Source organism: Micromonospora sp. WMMD967 (assembly GCF_029626165.1).
In the GTDB taxonomy this organism is placed as follows: Bacteria; Actinomycetota; Actinomycetes; order Mycobacteriales; family Micromonosporaceae; genus Micromonospora; species Micromonospora taraxaci.
The window spans coordinates 2,980,756-2,997,814 of record NZ_JARUBK010000001.1 but is presented as its reverse complement, the minus strand read 5'-3'; the positions used below and the strand labels follow the sequence as shown (position 1 = coordinate 2,997,814).

Here is a 17,059-nt window from a genome sequence, read left to right as displayed (position 1 = left end):
CAAGCTGTGTCCGTACCCACCCGTCAGGTCCGCGGCCGATACTCGGCCGACACCATCACCGTCTACCAGGCGTACCCCGCGCAGATCGCGCTACCGGCGGTGGCCGGCACCTGAAGACCAGCCCCGTACGGGTTCAGTGGGATCCGGAACGATCCCTGCATCTCACGGCGCTGCCATACCGGTCGCTACAGGTCGGGTTGTCCGGCGAGGCGGTCGATCGGTACATCGACGACTGGACGGTGACCGTCACGGACATCACCCCCACCGTGCACCGCGTCCGGGACCTTCTGCGTGGCGGCGACGAACAGCAGGCAGCGGCTCTCCTGCCTGTCGAACGCGTCTACCCGCTGCCGGCCCCGATCGTCGCCAACGTCGACGCCAGCCCGGACGTCACCGGGGCACTGCCTCGATGATCAGGTTCCGGTTCGAGCTGTACCCACTGGACGAGGTGTCGCCGTGGGGCGGTGACCGGCCGACGCTCCACTGGTTCGGGCTCACCGACGGCTGGTACTGGCTCGAAGCGGGCGGGCAGGAGCTGCTGCGCCGCACCCGGCAGGTGCACAGGCATCCCTTCGTCGACCACTATCTGGCCCGGCTCTGGGAGGACGTCAACGTCCTCACACCCGCGGTGTTGGAGCCGGTGCCCGACGACGTGCAGCCGTTCATCGCCTCCCACCCCGGGCAGTGGGCGTGTGACCCTCTCGATTTCGTGGCGGAACCGGACGGGGACCGCACCGACGGTGGGGACGCGGACGCGCCCGACCATCCGGTCCTCACGGCCGCGACCTGGTACGGCGATCACCACCTGGACCTCGGTTACCTACGCAACCCGCCCCGGCTCCGGTTCTGGCGTACCACATCCGGCGATCGCGACGAGATCACCATTGATTGGCAGCACGAGGACGACGGCGAGATCGGTTTCACCGCCGACCCCGCAGTCCGGCTCAGCGTCCCGACCAGCGCATACCGTGCGGCCGTGCACGCCCTCCACAGCGATCTGATGAACGTGATGGGGCAGCGGATCGAGGAACTGGAACGCCGCGGCGGTCTACCGGGCGTGGACCTCGACCTCGTCCAACTGCGCCGGGAACACGACGACCGGCGGCACTGGCTTGCCAGGAACCTCGACCGCTCCCCCGAGACCGACTGGGACGCTGTCCGCCGAGGCGCCCGCCAGCTACTCGTCGACGGTCAACGGGCCGACGCCCCGGCGAGCTAGGGCCTGTTTCATAAGGGCGGTCGAGCCGAGGCGGAGTCCGGGCGGCGATCCGGCAAGGCGCGGTTTCGTCCGGATACCGGTGTTGTATCCGGACGAAACCGCAACGCCGCCGGGCGTCGTCCGGGCCCGCCGCAGGCCGGCCAGTTCTTATGAAACAGGCCCTAGCCACCTCCACGAGGAGACATAGCGGGTACGCCGACACCGGGGTTACCGGTGGCGCGTCGGCTGGCGGCAGGTTGATGGCGTTGCCGGAGGTCTCGATCACGTCGGCGCGGCCTCATCGCCCGGCGTCGTAGGCACGCCGTGCTCGTTCCACCTCTCCGAGGCTGGCGTCGGCCCACGTGGCCAGGTGCGCGAAGAGCGGGCCGAGGCTGGCACCCAATTCCGTGATCTCGTACTCGACTCGAGGGGGCACCTCGGCGTGGTAGGTGCGCGTCACGAGGCCGTCGCGTTCGAGTTGGCGGAGCCGCTGCGTGAGCACCTTGGGCGTGATGCTGGTCAGTCGGCGCTCCAGCTCCACGAAGCGCTGCCGACCGTATTCGTGCAGGGCCCACAGGATTGGTGTGGTCCACCGGCTGAACACGATGTCGACGACCGGTGCGACCGGGCACGCCAGCTCGGGATCCGTCGAGTGCTGCACGTGCCCTCCGCCACAAAGCCATTACTATCCTCTAGGTACCTACTATATCGGCGCTACTAGCGTCTCCCTCAACCGCGCGAACGACGCGGTCGAACTGGAGACACAGAGATGTTTGTCGTGGTAGGAGCCACCGGAAATGTCGGCAGCACGCTCTCGTCACTTCTCGCGGCCTCGGGTTCCGCTGTGACGGCGGTATCCCGGGGACGACGCCCGATCGCCCTGCCGGAAGGGGTTCGCCACCACCGCGCGGACCTCGAACGGCCAGAAACCCTGAGCCCGGTGCTCACCGACGCCGAGGCGCTGTACCTGCTCGTGGAGGGCGCCGGAGCCCATCTCGACATGCGCGAGATCCTGCGGGTCGCCGCAACCTGTGGAGTGAAGCGCATCGTGCTGCAGTCCTCGCAGGCGGTCGTCACACGGCCGGACTCGCCGTCACACGCGCCCCTGCACGCCATCGAGGACCTCGTCCGCCGATCCGGCCTCGGCTGGACGATCCTGCGCCCCGGCGGCTTCGCCTCCAACGCCTTTGCCTGGACCGAACCCATCCGGGGCTCGCGGATGGTGTCCGCACCGTTCGGCGACGTCGGCCTGCCCGTGGTCGACCCTGCCGACATCGCCGAAGTGGCGGCCACCGCCCTGCTCGACCGCTCGCACGACGGCCGCACCTACGAACTGACCGGCCCGGCCCTGAGCACGCCACGCGAACGGGTCGCCGACCTCGCCGCCGCGCTCGGCGAGCCGATCGGCTTCGTGAACCAGACGCCCGACGAAGCCCGCGAGCAGATGCTGCGTTTCATGCCGCCACCGGTGGTCGAGGGCACGCTGGCGATCCTCGGTACGCCCACCAACTCCGAACAGCGGATCAGCCCGGACGTCACCGAGGTGCTGGGTCGACCACCACGCCCCTTCGCCGACTGGGCAACGCGCAACATCGCCGCCTTCCGCTGACGCGTCGCGCCGGTCGGACTGCCCTGCGCTCCGACCTGGCGCGTACGCGACGCCGACCTACCGGCCCGATCTCATTGGCGGCGTTGGGCATTCATCGCAGGCGACGGGAATCAGTCTGGCTGCTACGTCAGCACAGTCGCCGAACAGATCCATAAGGGGCGTAGACCGCCGCGAACGACTCACTCCGACAGTAGGTCCACATCCGAAGGAGGTCCCGGCTAGGTACTCGTCGGCCCCCGATAACTGATCCCACCGCATCGATCAAGGCTGGTAGCGTGCGCCGAACATGAAGATCACGGGGGAAACATCGATGAACCGAACTCGACTCGTCCTGACTGGCTTGGCCGTTGCGGCGGCGATCGCAGTGTCCGGCTGCGATCCGCAGCCCGCATCTGAGGGTGCCGCAACCACACCGTCCGCGGCGGCCTCGAGCGCCGCCCCGACCAGCACCGCGGCTAGCACTGCGGCCAGCACCCCGGCCAGCGACGCGGCCACGGTGAAGGCCTGCGCCGACATCAAGAAGGACATCGAGGACAACGCGACTAAGATCGCCAAGGCCGAGAAGATCGGCCCGCCGGCCGGACACTTCGCGGTCAGTGCCCAGTGGGCCGCCGGCTCGGTCGCGATCCTGGCGCATTCGATGTCCGCCAACGAGGCAGTCACCGCCGCCTCCGAGAAGATCCAGAACGAGATGATGAGCCTGAGCGACGCGTACAACAAGTCCGCCGACGCCAAGCCCAGCAAGAAGGCCCTGGAAGCCGCCATCAAGGAACTGGACACCGCCTGCTCGGCCGCCTGACCGGTTCGACCACGTAATCGGCGGTGACCCTCCCCCTGAGGGTCACCGCCGATTCGTATCCGTGCGGGCCGCGGCACCTGGATCAGCGTCTCTGCGCAACCCACGGTCAGCCTGCGCGACGGACGCCCAGCAGGATGCCCTGCGAGCGTCGAAGCTTCGATCACCCGCTGGCGGTGTCGCCCGAATGCCGGCGATGCCTGCCGTCTCGACCAGCGTCAGGGCGATGACGAGCAGGCCGAGCAGCGCGACGACGGCGTTGGCCGCAGTGAGGAACACTGCCTCGCCGAGGCTCGCGCGGCCGAGTTGGGTCAGGTGGAAGAAGAAGTGCGGGACGGCGAAGGTGGAGAATGCCGCCGCTACGGGGAACGGCGAATGCGGCGCGAGGTGCGACGAGCGTCGATCGCAGCACCGTGGCGGGGACGGTACCGTCCAGGACGCGGCCCACTCGGAGCGCAGGTCGAGAGCGTTGTCAGGGCGCCGAGGTTCCAGAGTGGTGCTGGAGCCTCGGCGCCCTTCGCCTTGCTCGGCATGACGGGGACGCTACGGCCTGCGGGTGTTCGGCCGCTGTAGCGATCTCGGCAGGTCAGGCCTGCAGACGGACACGGCGACGCCGTGCGACGAGCACCAGCACCGTACCGAGCGCGAGGGCGACCGCAGCCGCGCCGACGAACAGCATGGTCTTGTCGCCGGTGACCGGCAGGCCCGGGCCCGCGCTCGACGACGCCGATGCCGAGGGCAACGCCGATGCCGACGTCGACGTCGATGCCGACGGTGAGGCCGATGCCGACGGTGAGGCCGATGCCGACGGCGAGGCGCTCGGCGAGCTCACGGCGACCTTCTTCGCCACCACGAAGACCCTCGGCTCGTCGCGGTCGCCGGCACGCACCTGCGTCAGAGTGTCGTCGCCCTCGCCGTTCTCGCCGGCCAGGATCTTCCAGCCCGCCGGGGCGGTGAAGGTCAGCAGGACGTTGCCGGCGGGGAGGCGGGTGAAACGGAACAGGCCCTTGGCGTCGGTGCTGGCCTCGGCGTACCTGGTCTTGCGGTCGGCACTGGTGGCGACGACCTTGACACCCGGGACGCCAGGCGTCCGGGGCGTCCACTCGGCAGCATCGGACTCACCCTGGAAGACGTAGCCGCTGAGATCGGCGAAGGCGCCCGCCACCGGCAACCGCACGCTGGTGTTGTTGTCGGCGTCGTTGGCCTCGCCGTTGTCGGCGGCGAGCGAGAAGGCGACGAATCCGTAGCCGGACCGCCACGCCGCGTTGTTGGTCTTGCCGGTGATCTGAACGGTCTTGGTGGCACCGCCGGCGACGTCGAAGCCGGTCGACAGCACACCGTAGGCGACACCGTCGACGCCCTCGCTGTCGCCGCCGGTGTAGTGGACGCGCTTGGCGTCGACGGAGCTCTTGTTCTTCACCGTGACAGTGATGGTGAAGGTCTCGCCCTCGGCGTAGTTGGCCTTGTCGGCGGCGGAGGTCACCGCGATATCCGGCTTGGGGGCGGCCATCGCGGCCGTTGCCGGGAGGACGGCCACGAGCACGCCCGCGAGGGCGGCGGCGGCAAGTTTGCGCATGGAGGTCTCCGTAATAGGGGACGGGAATCAGCGCGATGCTAGCGCTGGGCGAGTCACTCCGCTGTCCCAAGATCGAAAACGTGATCGGAAAGCCAGCCGATCACGGGCAGCTTGACGACCACGTGCAGACCTGACCGCCCGGCGGGACGACCCGACATCCGCCAGATGATGTCGGGTCGTCGGGCACGGGTCTCAGAGGAATTCGCTGCGGTACGTCGAGGCCAGTTCCGCCGCACGGCGGCGGCGCTCCACCAGCTCGTCCGGTGTTAGCTGCGGTGGCGGCGCGTCCGCGCCCGCGACGACGTCACCGATCCTCATGAAGTACTCGTCCTGCCCGGCCGGGGTGCACATGCAGAGCATCCGGGCCGGCGCGCCCGAGACGTTGCGGAAGTGGTGCGGCGCGTTGGCCGGGATGTTGATCGTGGAGCCGGCCCGTACGGTGTGCCGCTCACCCCGGAAGGTGAACTCGATCTCGCCCTCCAGGATCGTGAACATCTCCTCGAAGTCGTGCCGGTGCGGTGGCGGCCCGCCGCCGTCCGGGACGCGCATGTCGATCAGGCAGTACCTGCCGTTGGTCTGCTCACCGGTGATCAACATGCCGTAGGTGTTGCCCACCAGCGAGATGTACGTCGTACCGGGGTCGTCGGGATCGGCCACGGTCAGCGTGCGGGACGGGTCGTCGTCGGGAATCATCCTGGTTTCTCCTTCGGGGCTTCGTGTTAGAGCGACCTGAGAACGTCGAGCAGCGCCGGTGAGCGGCTTCGGGAGGTCAGGCCGTGGGCGCGAGGACGACGGTCTTGCCCGGCAACTCACCCGCGGCGGCCCGCGCGTGCAGGGCCGGCAGGTCGGCCAGCGGCACCCGCTGGCCGACCTCGACGCGCAGCTCACCGGTGCCGACGCGGGCGACCAGGTCGGCGAGCTGATCGGCGTCGCTGCGCACGAACAGGTCGATACCCCGTACGCCGCGTCCCTCGTCGGAAGGGGCGGGCATCCAGACGGTGGTGTTGACCAGGGTGCCGCCGTCCCGGATCACGGTGACCAGCGCGGCCAACCGCTCCGGGGTGACCGGCGCGAGGTTGAGGACCAGGTCGACCGGCTCGGTCACCGCTGCGGTCACGTCGGTGGTGGTGTGGTCGATCACCTCGTCCGCGCCCGCGCTCCTGACCCGGTCGGCGCTGCGAGGGCTGGCCGTGGCGATCACTCGGGCGCCGACCTCCTTGGCCAGCTGCACGGCGTACCCGCCGACCGCTCCGCCGGCACCGTTGATCAGCACCCGCTGACCGGCGGTCAGCTTGCCGTGGTCGAACAGCGCCTGCCATGCGGTCAGGCCTACCAGCGGGAGCGCCGCCGCGTCGGCCAACGGGATGTTCCCGGGTGCCCCGGTCAGGATCTCCGCCGGCGCGATCACGTACTCCGCGGACGCTCCCGTCCCCGTCATCGGCAGGAAGCCGACGACCCGATCGCCGACCGCGACGTCGTCCACGCCGTCACCCAGCGCGTCGACAGTGCCGGCGACGTCGAGGCCGGGAGTGTGCGGCAGCTCGACCGGGATCGGACCCTGCATGAAGCCGGCCCGGATGTTGCCGTCGACACCGTTGAACGACGTCGCGGCGACCCGGATGCGGACCTGACCGGCACCAGGGGTAGGCCGGTCGACATCCTCGTAGCGGAGGACCTCGGGACCGCCGAACTCGTGAAAACGTACTGCCTTCATCGCTGGACCTGCTTCCGTTGGGCGTCGCTTGCGGACGTCACCCAATCTGGCCGGAGCCGGCGCGGTTAACCTGGGCCGGCTTGGCCCACCCTGAGGATGGTCGGTTCGCCGGCGGCGTCGACGATCTCGGCGAGACGCGCCGCGTCGGCCGAGCCGGGCGCCGCGGTGAGCATCAGCGCCGCCAGGTCGTCCCCGGGGATGGCGAGCATGCTGCCGACCAGTGTGACCGCGCCGGCGTCCGGATGGATGAAAGCGGCACTGCTCTCGTGGGCGGCCACCGGTCGTGGCACCCGCCACAGGTCGTCGAACCGGCGGCTCCTACTCCGCAGCTCGTCCACCAGCGCGGCGAGCGACGCGTCGGCGGGGTAGCGCAACTGCGCGCTCCTCAGCCGGGCGACCAGGACCGCCTCGTGATCGGTCGCGTCGGCCGTGGACTGCTGGAAACCGTCGAAGGGGTCGCAGAACGACCGCCAGGCGATGTTCCACTCCCACGGGTCCCCGGTGAGTTGCCAGTGCCCCAGGGCCAGGAAGGCTCCGTTCACGGCGACCAGGTTCATCGCCGCGTCGGAGACGAACATCGGAGTGTCGGTGAATCGCTCGAGCAGCCGCATCGCGCCCGGACCGATCTCGGTCGGCACCTTCCCGTCCGCGGCGGCGTACCCGGCCAGCGCGCAGAGCCGCTCGTACTCGGCCCGCCCGGTCCGCAGGGCGCGGGCGATGGCATTCACCACCCCGGCCGACGGATGGCTGCGCCCCTGCTCCAACCGGCGTACATAGTCCGCGGACATCCCGGCGAGGTCGCCGAGTTCCTCCCGCCGCAACCCCTGCGTCCGTCGACGGCCGACCGGTAGGCCGACCTTCTCCGGGGCGGTGCCCTCCCGCAACTGGCGCACTGCGGCACCGAACTCGTGACGTTCCACGGCCCAAGTGTGCCCTGACGAGGCAGTCGGCGAAGGTGGCGGCGGTCACGGCGGGCGGAGCACCGACCGTTGGGTGCGCGACCCGGCACTGTGGAACCCGCACATCAGCGAAGCCCGTCACCGGCAATCCGGTGACGGGCTTCTGACCTGCGCAAACCAAGGGTGGGCGATGCTGGTATCGAACCAGCGACCTCTTCGGTGTGAACGAAGCGCTCTCCCACTGAGCTAATCGCCCTCAGCGACACTGACTCTACCCGATCGTGGAACCGGACCGGAAACCCGGGGGTCAGTGCGTCGCGAGGTAGTGCATCGCCTCGGCGACCACGTCGATGCCGAGGCTGTACTTGAGTGACAGCCAGACCACTGTGGCGACGAAGACGAGGCCAACAGAACCGAGCACGATTCGCACCCCGAGTGACTGTCGCGTCACCCATTGTGTCCAGCCGTGGACGTGTCGGCGAGTGAAGCCGAGCAGCCGGCGCGCCCAGTGGTATTCGACGGCCCAGATGCCCAGGCCGGCGATCACCAGAAGCCAGCCCGGCCCGGGTAGCGGGATGAGGGCGATGCCGATGGTCACCACCAGCGCACCGGCGATCGCAATGAAGATCTTGAGTGCGATGCGGCCGGTGGGGTTGGCGCGGATGAGGTCGAGGGTCATCGAGATCCGTTCACGCCAGCGTGGTCGACGCGGCCGTTCCGCGACGACGAGGATCCCACCGGCACGGCCGGCATCGAGCCCCGGCCGATCGGCCCGTTCGGGCTGCTCCATCGGCACTTCGTACCCCCGCTTTTCGGCTACTCGGACCGCGACGTTCGGCGGGCCGGGCGCTCTCGCCGGATCCACTGAGGATCGCTTCGCCACCATTTCACCCCCCAGTGTCGCTCGGGCCCGTCACTGCAACGCCCGACTGGACGTTACCGGAGTAAGTCGACGACTGAGCCACCCGATGCCGGGCGGGATCACGCACTGGGCAGAACCGGAAATCCTACATGAATTCTCACATTCACGCGGTCTTTCCGTCCCCCTTCCCACCACTGGGTGAAGTCAGCGTATGGCGGAGCGTAGCCAGGAGTAGCACCTGAGTATGGGAAAAGCGGGACACGCGCGTTCCGCAGCGGTGCCGGGGGGAGAACGTCCATGAGTGTCATCCGACCGACGACCGTAGAGGTCGAGACGTCGCTAAGGCTCGTCGCGCCTGACGCCACCGCCTTGCCGGTGCGTGCCAGTCTGCGTTACGACCCTGCTGACCCGTATGCGGTCCATGTCCTGTTCCATGCCGAATCGGCCGGGGGCGAGGCGGTGAGTTGGTCGTTCGCTCGCGAACTTCTGGTCACCGGCCTGGACGAGCCGGCCGGCATCGGGGATGTGCGGGTCTGGCCCTGGGCCACACCGCGCGGCGATTTCGTCGCGCTGGCCCTCTCGTCACCGGACGGCAACGCCCTCTTCGAGGTGCCGCGCAGCGTCCTGGTGCGTTTCCTTCGACGGACGTACGTCGTCGTCCCGCGCGGCCGTGAGGCCGAGCACCTGGACGTCGACACGGCGGTGAACCGGCTGCTCGCCGGTCGCTGACCGCCCGAAAGAGCAACACCGGCCAACCCAGGGCCGCGCGGATCTGCCGAGTCCGCGCGGCCCTGGCACACCCACCCCAAGGGGTACGCGGACAAGCTCACCCGGGTCAGCCGGTGCTCAGCCGTGCGTGGTGATGCCTCCGTCGACGGGAATGACCGCTCCGGTGAGGTACGCGCCGGCGCGCGAGGCGAGGTAGATGGCGGTGCCGGCCATGTCCTCGGGGCGGCCGATGCGGCCCAGCGGCACCTGCTCCTCGATGGCGGCCCGGCTCGCCGGGTCGTCGAGCGCGAACGCCATCATCTTGCTCTCGAACGGGCCGGGCGCGATCGCGTTGACGGTGATCTGCTCGCCGGCCAGCTGGTGGGCCAGGCTGCGGGTGAGCATGTGCACGGCGGCCTTGGTGGCCGAGTACGCGTACACCTCCATCCACGGCACCCGGATACCGTCGATCGACCCGATGTTGATCACGCGGGCCGGGTCGTCGGCGTCGGCGGCGGCGCGGAGCGCCGGCAGCAGCGCGGTGGTGAGCCGGAAGACGGCCTTGACGTTGACCGCCCAGAGCTTGTCGAACGCGGCCTCCGGGTAGTTCTCCAGCGGCGCGCCCCAGGTGGCGCCCGCGTTGTTGACCAGCACGTCGAGTCGGTCGAAGCGTTCCCGCACGGCGGCGGCGAGCGCCTCGGCGCCGGTGTCGTCGCTCAGGTCGGCGGGGATGGCCTCGCAGCGACCTTCGGCGGAGAGCTCCTTGGCGACCGCCTCGCACACGTCGGCCTTGCGGGACGAGATGACGACGTGCGCGCCGGCGCGGACGAAGCCCTGGGCGATCATCAGGCCGATCCCCCGCGACCCGCCGGTGACCAGTACCGTCTTGCCTTCGACCGAGAACAGTTGCGTCATGCCCATCCCATCGCGTGTCGGCGGGGCCGCCGGCCGGTCGGGCGACCGACAGCGCGTCGGCCGGTCGGGGTGGCCGACGGAGCGCCGGCCGGACCGCGGACCGAACAGCGCTACCGCCGGGTAACGTAGCCCGGTCGCGGGACCACGACAAGCCCGCTCCGACGCGCCGACTGCGGCGCACAGACCGACCGGGATGCGATGACCTGCGGTTCGGGCTACCGTCGCAGGCGATGGTCTCCACCGATCCCGCCCCCGCGTCATCGATCGGAACGGCGTCACCCGTGCCCGACGAGATTGCCACGTTCGCGCTGGCCGACCTATCCGGTTCCCCGGGCTGGCGTCGACCGGTGATCGTCGAACGGGAGCTGCTGATCCTCACCACGCGTGGTCACGGCGACGCGGAACTCGACTTCCACCTGCTCCCCTGTCGGCCCGGCACGCTGCTGCGGGTCCGCGCCGGCCAGGTGCTGCGCTGCGCCGGCCGGCAGTTCGACGCCACAGTGGTCGCCTGGGAACCCGAGGCGCTGCGTGGTTTCGGCGTCGAGCTGGACACTCCGGTGACCTGGCGGCAGTTGGCCGGTGAGGACGAGGACGCGGTGATCAGCGAGGTGAGCCAACTGGTTGTGGACTGTCAGCGCCATCCCGACAGCCTCACCGCCCGCGCGCTGCTTCGTCACCAACTGGCAGTGCTGCTGCTGCGGCTGGCCCTGGCGAACGCCGACCGGTCGACGCCCCGACCTGAGGACGAGACGTTCCACAGGTTCCGCCGGGAGGTGGAGCACGGCTACCCGCACACCCGACGGGTGGAGGACTACGCTTCCAGCCTCCGCTGCTCGGTGCGGACCCTGACCCGGGCGTGCCTGGCCGTCACCGGTCGCAGCGCCAAGCAGGTGATCGACGAGCGGGTCGCGTTGCAGGCCGGCCGGCTGCTCGCCGCGACCGACCAGCCGATCGCCCAGATCGGTCGGCACCTCGGCTTCTCCGAGCCCACGAACTTCGGTCGTTTCTTCACCCGGGAGGTCGGGGTCAGCCCCGGCGCGTTCCGCGCCGCCCGGGATCAACCCGCCGCGCGGGTGGTCCGGCCCCGACCTCCGGCCGAGCCCACCGGCGCCAACGGCGGCAGGTTCCGCGCCGTCGGCACGACGAACGGCGGCCACGCCACGCGACGCGGGTCGCCCAGCGCACCGACGGGCGACACCGGCCGGGCATGATGGCACTGTGCAGATCTCCGCGCGCGGCGACTACGCGGTACGGGCAGCGCTGAGCCTCGCCACCGCGTACCCCTCGCTGTTGTCCACCCAGGCCATCGCGGCGGAGCAGGACATGCCCCGCAAGTTCCTGGAGGCGGTCCTGGCGGACCTGCGCCGGGCCGGCATCGTGCGTGCCCAGCGCGGCGCCGAGGGCGGCTACACCCTGGCCCGTACGCCGCGTGAGGTGACCGTCGGCGCGGTGCTGCGCGCGGTGGAGGGGCCGCTGGCCGGGGTACGCGGGCTGCGCCCCGAGGAGACCCGCTACGAGGGCGCGGCGGAGAACCTGCCCGGCCTGTGGGTGGCGGTGCGCGCCGCCGTGCGTCGGGTCGTCGACGAGGTGAGCCTCGCCGAGATCGTCAGTGGCCGACTGCCCGCCCACGTCCGCAAGCTCACCGCGATGCCCGACGCCTGGGAACCGCGCTGACGCCACCCGCGCTGGTCACGCCGGGCGCGGCTGGCTCGGGCACGTCACCGTTCGTCGCTCGGCCAACGCCCTCGTGGGTGCGGATCACGTCGCCGTTGTCCAGCCGGGGCAGCCGTGCACGCCCCGCGTCCGGGCCGGGGCGCCCCAGATTGAGCAGGAGCAGCACCTCGTGACGGCCGTCGGGGAAGAACTCCCGCTGGACGCCCCCGGCGTCGAAACCGGCCATCGGGCCGGCGGCGAGACCTGCCGCGCGCACACCGACGATCAGGTAGCCGATCTGCAGGGTCGCGTTGAATCGGGCCTGCTCGACGCGCGCCGCCCGGTCTGCGAGCCAGTTCCGGGCCTGCGGGCGGTGCGGATAGAGCTCGGGCAGCCGCTGGTGGAAGTCCACGTCGGCGGCGAGGATCGCGGTCAGCGGGGCGCTGGCCGTCTTGGCCCGGTTGCCGCTGGACAGGTACGGCAGCAGTCGGGCCCGGGACACCGCCGAGCGCAGCAGAAGCACCCGTAGTGGCTGACCGTTGTACGCGGTCGGCCCGTGCCGGATGAGGTCGTGGATCGCCGCGACCTGCGCGTCGGTGACCGGCTCGTCGGCGAACGTGTCTGCGGTCCGGGCCTCCCGGAACAGCAGGTCCTGTGCGGCGCGGTCCAGCGCGAGCAGGTCCTCTTCGGTGGGTGCGGTCGTGCCGCCACCACGGTCGGCGTGCGCACGAGCGGTGAGGAGGATCTCGTTCCGCTGCGACATGACCTCATGCTGCCGGCGCCGGGACCGAGCGGTCAACGCTCTACCAGAACGTGAGACTTGCGTTGCCGTCGATGTCGCGTACCGCGTTCAACAGCGTTTATCGCGGCGAAACACCTATCTGTTGAATAGGGATTGTGGTGGACGGTCGGCACTGTCCAGGGCGGACAGCGAAGGGGTTTCAAAGGTTGCCGGTCCGGGAATGTTCGATCTCGACACGGCAGGGAACGGTGACGAGGGGAGACCTCCGATGGGCCTCATGTTTCGCAAGCGCAAGAAGTACGGACCGATCATCCTGAACTTCACCGAGAACGGCTTCTCCTCGTGGAGCATCAAGATCGGGCGCTGGTCCTGGAACTCCAAGGCGAAGGCGCACCGGGTCGACCTGCCGGGTCCGCTGTCGTGGAAGCAGGACAAGGCCCGGTCGTAGCATCCCGGGAGTCGAGCGGGGTGCCGGTGATTCACCGGCACCCCGCTCGGCGTCTGGACCGGGCTGGCGTCGCGCTCAGCGCGCCAGCGCGATGATCTCGTCGCCGGCGAGCCTGCCCGACTCGCGATCACGGCGTACGTCGCCCACGTCGAGCAGGTGGGTCAGCGCCCGGTTGGCGTCGGCGGCACGGTAGACGGTGGCGGTGAGCGTGTGCCGGCGCAGCTCGGTGACCGGCCGCGAACCGCCCCGGCGCAGTTCGGCCAGCAACTCCCGGGCCAGCGGTTCGAGCTCGGGATCGCCGGCCACACCGACAGTGACGCCCATCGGGTCCTGCGGGTCGCGGTAGCGCACGTCGAGATCCGCGCCGACCGCCCAGAGCGCGTCGCGGACGGCCTCCAGGCTCCGGTCGGAGCGGCTGCCGAACGCGATCACACCGGCGGCGTCGCCGTCCGGCAGCACCGGCGCCACCTCGGCGACCAGGGGGAAGCCGGCGGAGACGAGCGCGTCGCGAGCGCTGTCACCGGTGTGCAGCAACAGCTCTCCGGCGCGGCCGTTGGCCGCGGCGGCGAGGAGCTTCGGCGTCACCGCGCCGGGCAGGTCCACGAAGGAGAACAGCGGGGCGCCGGCCGCCCCGGCGGCCTTCACCGCGACCGGAAGCCGGTACGGATCACCGGAGAGCAGGTGCACGGTGACCTCGGCGGGCAACTCCGCCTCGATCGGGCCGAGTCGGGCCGGCAGGGCCGCACTGTCGGCCAGCACCAGCACCGTCACCTGCCGGCCGCGTACCTGGTCGCCGTGCGCGGCGACCAGGCGCAACACCGCCTCCGCGCTGCCCGCGTCCGTGCCCGCGATCGCGACGGTCGCCCGCCGGGAGCGGTGCAGGGCCGCGGGCAGCCAGGTCGTCAGCTGGCGGACCAGCAGCTCGCGGAGGAAGTCAGTGGTGCGGTCGGTCGACATCGGTCCGTTCTACCGCACGACCGATCAGGCGGGGACGGAGATCCCCACCCCACCCTTGGTCTGCCCGCCGTAGCGCTGCCGCTCGGCGTCCAGGTCGAGCCGGGTGATCTGCTTGCGGGCAGCGAGGGCGCTGTCGTCGAGCAGGTCGGCGGGGATCAGCCAGACGATCTCGAACTCCAGACCGTCCGGGTCCTTGCCGTAGAGGCTCTTGGTGGTGCCGTGGTCGGACGTGCCGACCAGCGCGCCGGCGGCGGCGAGCCGCTCGGCGGTGGCGGCCAGCTCGTCGAGGGTGTCCACCTCCCAGGCGAGGTGGTAGAGGCCGACGGTGGACCGGCCGGCGGTGGACCGCCCGGCCCCGGCCCCGATCTCGAACAGGCCGAGGTCGTGGTCGTTGGTGGAGTCGGGCGCCTGGAGGAACGTGGCGCCGCGGAAGCCGTCGGGGGTCATGGCCACCGTACGGAAGCCCAGCACGTCGCTGTAGAACGCGACGCTGCGGGCGAGGTCACTGACGTAGAGAACCGCGTGGTTGAGCCGGTGAATACCCATGCCCCGATGCTAGCGGGATTTGGTTGAGCGTTCAACTATCCGCAGTATGATGGCGGTCATGACGCGCTGGTTGAACCCCGACGAGCAGCGCACGTGGCGCGCGTACCTCACCGCGTCGCGAGCGCTGATGGACACTCTCGACCGCGAGCTGCAACGCGACGCGGGGATGCCGCACGCCTACTACGAGATCCTGGTCCGCCTCTCCGAGGCACCGGGTCGGCAACTACGGATGAGCGAGCTGGCCGAGGCCGCCGGGTCGTCACGCAGTCGTCTCTCGCACGCCGTGTCCCGGCTGGAGACCGCCGGCTGGGTGCGCCGGGAGGACTGCCCCACCGACCGGCGCGGGCAGATCGCGCTGCTCACCGACGAGGGTTTCGCCACCCTCGCGGCCGCTGCCCCCGGCCACGTCGAGGGGGTACGCCGGCACCTGTTCGACGCGTTGAGCCCCGCCCAGGTGGACCAGCTGCGGCGGATCAGCGAGACATTGGCCGAGCACCTGACCGGATCCTGACCAATCGACACCGGCGCGGGTCTTGTACTTACCGTCGTCGGATGAGCACGATGGGGCGTGTCTTCCGGCTTCGGCGAACTGACTGATCAAGCGCACGACCTCGTGTCGTCTGGCGATCTGGCCGGCGCGCAGCAGCTCCTCTCCGACGCGCTCACCGACGCCGACCCCCGCCCGGCCAACGCCACCACGGAGCTGGCCGAGGCCGCGAGCCTCCAGGCGCGGGTGTTGGTGGCCCTCGGTGAGCCGCACTCCGCCCGGGGCTGGGCAGCCTTCGCGTACGCGGCCACGACCCGGCTGCACGGCCGCTCCGACCCGCGCACGGTGGCCGCCGCGGCAACCCTGGCGGCCGTGCTGCACCGGGTCGGCAGCCATTCCCGAGCTGCCCGGCTCTACCAGGAAGTCATCATCGAGCTGACCGCGCAGGACGGCCCCGAGTCCCTGCGGGTGCTCGCCGCACACGCCGACCTGGCCACGGTGGAGTACGCCCGCGGCCAGTGCACGGTGGCCCGTGACCGGCTCCAGGACGCCTGGGAACTGCACCGCGAGGTGTACGGCGACGGGCATCCCAGCGGCATCAAGATGCTGGCGCGCCTCGGGGCGATGCAGCGTGACTGCGGACAGTTCACCGAGGCTCACGACAACCTGGCGCTGGCCCGCGAGCTGTGCCGGCAGCACCTGCCGGCGGACGACCCGCTGGCGGCGCAGGTGGCGGCCCTGGCCCGGGCGGCGGCCAATCCCGACCACGCGTGCACCGACAACCCGCCGACCGCCCGGGACACTCCGGTCGTGCCGGCCGCCCGCGTCCCACCCCAGGACGACGACCCGGCCGAGGCCGGCCATCCGCCAGCGCCTCCGCCACACCACGCCGCGACGATGGCGGCCGGCGGGGCGGTGCCGAACCCCCGAGCGCCAGCCGACGAACCCGTCGGGTCGGCGGGATGGCCACCGGAGCCGACGAGCGAGCCCACGCCGTACCCCACGGAAGCCCCGGTGCCCCCGTCGGTGGTCGGGCTGGCCGGCGGCACCGAGGAGCAGTCCGGGGTGTACCGGCTGCGCCGACCTCCCCCGCCGGCCGACCCGTACGCGCCACTGGAGCCGTACACCCCGTCCCGACTGTTGCCGGTGCCGGTGCACCGCGCGCCGCCGACGCAGCGCAACCGGCTGGTGCCGGTGTTGGTGGCCGGCGTGGTCGTGGTGCTGCTCGGCGCGGCTGCGGTGATCGCCGGGGTGGCTCGGGTCGGCGGCGACGACGAGCCGACCCCGCCGCCGGCCACGGGCTCCCCCACCGCCGCTCCACCGGCCAGCACCGCACCCGCCGCGACCGTCACCCCGCCCACGTCAGGTGCCGCCGCGGCGCCGATCGGCAGTCCTCCCGGCACGGTGACGTTGCGCGACAGCCGGGACAGCATCGTCTTGAACTGGACCTACCCCACCGGCAGCGAGGGCCCGGTGGTCATCGCGGGTGGTCGCACCGGCCAGGACCGCAACGTCTTCGCGACCCTGCCCGCCGGCACCACCAACTACGTGATCTACGCCCTCAACCGCACCAACGACTACTGCTTCACCGTGGCGGTCGTCTGGTCCACCGATACCGTCGCGAGCTCCGAGCAGGTCTGCACCCGCCGCCGCTGACCCCGCCGCACCCACCGGCGGCCGCCGACCCGCCAGCCCAGCCCTCACCAGCCGGCTCTGCCAGCGACGCCCCGCCAACCGCGCCGTGCCAGCGACCCCCGCCAACCGCGCCCCGCCAACCGCGCCCCACCGCGCCCCGCCAGCGATGGCCTGCCGGGCGCGCCCTCGCGACCACGCCCGGCCGCCCTCACTGAGCGTGGTGCACCCGCCGACAAACGCGCCGTCACGCCCCGTCACATCCAGCGCACCCCGCCACACATCCCAACCCGCCTTTGCTGTGCTTACCTAGACGC

19 protein-coding genes, 1 tRNA gene and 1 pseudogene are annotated in these 17,059 nt (G+C 70.9%); 10 read left to right on the top strand and 11 right to left on the bottom strand.

Annotated features, from left to right (window positions below):
- Positions 1–6 precede the first annotated feature (6 nt).
- Together O7631_RS14085 and O7631_RS14080 are read left to right on the top strand one after the other, a co-directional pair.
- Positions 7–413 (top strand): annotated as a pseudogene (locus tag O7631_RS14085) (DUF4291 family protein).
- Positions 410–1,219 (top strand): DUF5984 family protein, encoded by an 810-nt coding sequence (locus O7631_RS14080; protein ID WP_278144619.1) that lies wholly within the window; start codon positions 410–412, stop codon positions 1,217–1,219. Before O7631_RS14085 ends, O7631_RS14080 begins: the two are co-directional and overlap by 4 nt.
- Before the next feature lie 277 nt (positions 1,220–1,496).
- Here O7631_RS14080 and O7631_RS14075 read toward each other — a convergent pair whose 3' ends face one another.
- Positions 1,497–1,859 (bottom strand): helix-turn-helix domain-containing protein, encoded by a 363-nt coding sequence (locus tag O7631_RS14075; RefSeq protein ID WP_278144618.1) that lies wholly within the window; start codon positions 1,857–1,859, stop codon positions 1,497–1,499.
- 108 nt (positions 1,860–1,967) lie between these two features.
- On the opposite strand from O7631_RS14075, the gene O7631_RS14070 reads away from it, so the two are divergent.
- On the top strand, positions 1,968–2,807 hold the full coding sequence (locus O7631_RS14070) for an NAD(P)H-binding protein (RefSeq protein WP_278144617.1): 840 nt from the start codon (positions 1,968–1,970) through the stop codon (positions 2,805–2,807).
- A 286-nt stretch (positions 2,808–3,093) separates the two neighbouring features.
- A complete protein-coding gene (locus O7631_RS14065; protein WP_278144616.1) occupies positions 3,094–3,606 on the top strand; it encodes a hypothetical protein in 513 nt (170 codons plus the stop codon).
- Positions 3,607–4,189: 583 nt separating this feature from the next.
- Here O7631_RS14065 and O7631_RS14060 read toward each other — a convergent pair.
- The 6 genes from O7631_RS14060 to O7631_RS14035 all read right to left on the bottom strand — a co-directional run bounded on the left by O7631_RS14060 (position 4,190) and on the right by O7631_RS14035 (position 8,678).
- On the bottom strand, positions 4,190–5,179 hold the full coding sequence (locus O7631_RS14060; protein ID WP_278144615.1) for a carboxypeptidase-like regulatory domain-containing protein: 990 nt from the start codon (positions 5,177–5,179) through the stop codon (positions 4,190–4,192).
- 192 nt (positions 5,180–5,371) lie between these two features.
- On the bottom strand, positions 5,372–5,872 hold the full coding sequence (locus O7631_RS14055) for a cupin domain-containing protein (RefSeq protein WP_278144614.1): 501 nt from the start codon (positions 5,870–5,872) through the stop codon (positions 5,372–5,374).
- A 76-nt stretch (positions 5,873–5,948) separates the two neighbouring features.
- Complete coding sequence (locus tag O7631_RS14050; protein ID WP_278144613.1) at positions 5,949–6,893, bottom strand: NADP-dependent oxidoreductase; 945 nt, start codon at positions 6,891–6,893, stop codon at positions 5,949–5,951.
- Positions 6,894–6,958: 65 nt separating this feature from the next.
- Positions 6,959–7,813 (bottom strand): helix-turn-helix domain-containing protein, encoded by an 855-nt coding sequence (locus O7631_RS14045; protein WP_278144612.1) that lies wholly within the window; start codon positions 7,811–7,813, stop codon positions 6,959–6,961.
- Between the two features lie 163 nt (positions 7,814–7,976).
- Positions 7,977–8,048: transfer RNA gene (locus O7631_RS14040), tRNA-Val, on the bottom strand.
- A gap of 51 nt (positions 8,049–8,099) precedes the next feature.
- Complete coding sequence (locus O7631_RS14035; RefSeq protein WP_278144611.1) at positions 8,100–8,678, bottom strand: TIGR02611 family protein; 579 nt, start codon at positions 8,676–8,678, stop codon at positions 8,100–8,102.
- A 273-nt stretch (positions 8,679–8,951) separates the two neighbouring features.
- Between O7631_RS14035 and O7631_RS14030 the strand changes: the two genes are divergently transcribed.
- Positions 8,952–9,383 (top strand): SsgA family sporulation/cell division regulator, encoded by a 432-nt coding sequence (locus O7631_RS14030; protein WP_007457244.1) that lies wholly within the window; start codon positions 8,952–8,954, stop codon positions 9,381–9,383.
- Between the two features lie 117 nt (positions 9,384–9,500).
- Here the strand turns inward: O7631_RS14030 and O7631_RS14025 are convergent, their stop codons facing one another.
- The gene (locus O7631_RS14025) at positions 9,501–10,277 is read right to left on the bottom strand and encodes a glucose 1-dehydrogenase (protein WP_278144610.1); all 777 of its coding nucleotides are present in this window, start codon (positions 10,275–10,277) and stop codon (positions 9,501–9,503) included.
- 230 nt (positions 10,278–10,507) lie between these two features.
- Here O7631_RS14025 and O7631_RS14020 point away from each other — a divergent pair, with 230 nt between their 5' ends.
- Positions 10,508–11,488, top strand: coding sequence for an AraC family transcriptional regulator (locus O7631_RS14020; RefSeq protein ID WP_278144609.1), 981 nt, complete (start codon positions 10,508–10,510; stop codon positions 11,486–11,488).
- Between the two features lie 7 nt (positions 11,489–11,495).
- Positions 11,496–11,951 carry an Rrf2 family transcriptional regulator gene (locus O7631_RS14015; protein ID WP_278144608.1) on the top strand — a complete coding sequence of 152 codons (456 nt, stop codon included), beginning with the start codon at positions 11,496–11,498 and terminating at the stop codon, positions 11,949–11,951.
- Here the strand turns inward: O7631_RS14015 and O7631_RS14010 are convergent.
- Complete coding sequence (locus tag O7631_RS14010) at positions 11,917–12,693, bottom strand: malonic semialdehyde reductase (protein ID WP_278144607.1); 777 nt, start codon at positions 12,691–12,693, stop codon at positions 11,917–11,919. The genes O7631_RS14015 and O7631_RS14010 overlap by 35 nt on opposite strands.
- Before the next feature lie 247 nt (positions 12,694–12,940).
- Between O7631_RS14010 and O7631_RS14005 the strand changes: the two genes are divergently transcribed.
- Positions 12,941–13,120 (top strand): DUF4236 domain-containing protein, encoded by a 180-nt coding sequence (locus O7631_RS14005; protein ID WP_278144606.1) that lies wholly within the window; start codon positions 12,941–12,943, stop codon positions 13,118–13,120.
- A 75-nt stretch (positions 13,121–13,195) separates the two neighbouring features.
- Here O7631_RS14005 and O7631_RS14000 read toward each other — a convergent pair whose 3' ends face one another.
- A complete protein-coding gene (locus O7631_RS14000; protein WP_278144605.1) occupies positions 13,196–14,077 on the bottom strand; it encodes a hypothetical protein in 882 nt (293 codons plus the stop codon).
- A gap of 24 nt (positions 14,078–14,101) precedes the next feature.
- Positions 14,102–14,623, bottom strand: a complete 522-nt coding sequence (locus O7631_RS13995; protein ID WP_278144604.1) for a VOC family protein — start codon at positions 14,621–14,623, stop codon at positions 14,102–14,104.
- Positions 14,624–14,672: 49 nt separating this feature from the next.
- On the opposite strand from O7631_RS13995, the gene O7631_RS13990 reads away from it, so the two are divergent.
- A complete protein-coding gene (locus O7631_RS13990) occupies positions 14,673–15,134 on the top strand; it encodes a MarR family transcriptional regulator (protein WP_278144603.1) in 462 nt (153 codons plus the stop codon).
- Between the two features lie 57 nt (positions 15,135–15,191).
- Positions 15,192–16,766, top strand: coding sequence for a tetratricopeptide repeat protein (locus O7631_RS13985; RefSeq protein ID WP_278144602.1), 1,575 nt, complete (start codon positions 15,192–15,194; stop codon positions 16,764–16,766).
- Positions 16,767–17,059 lie beyond the last annotated feature (293 nt).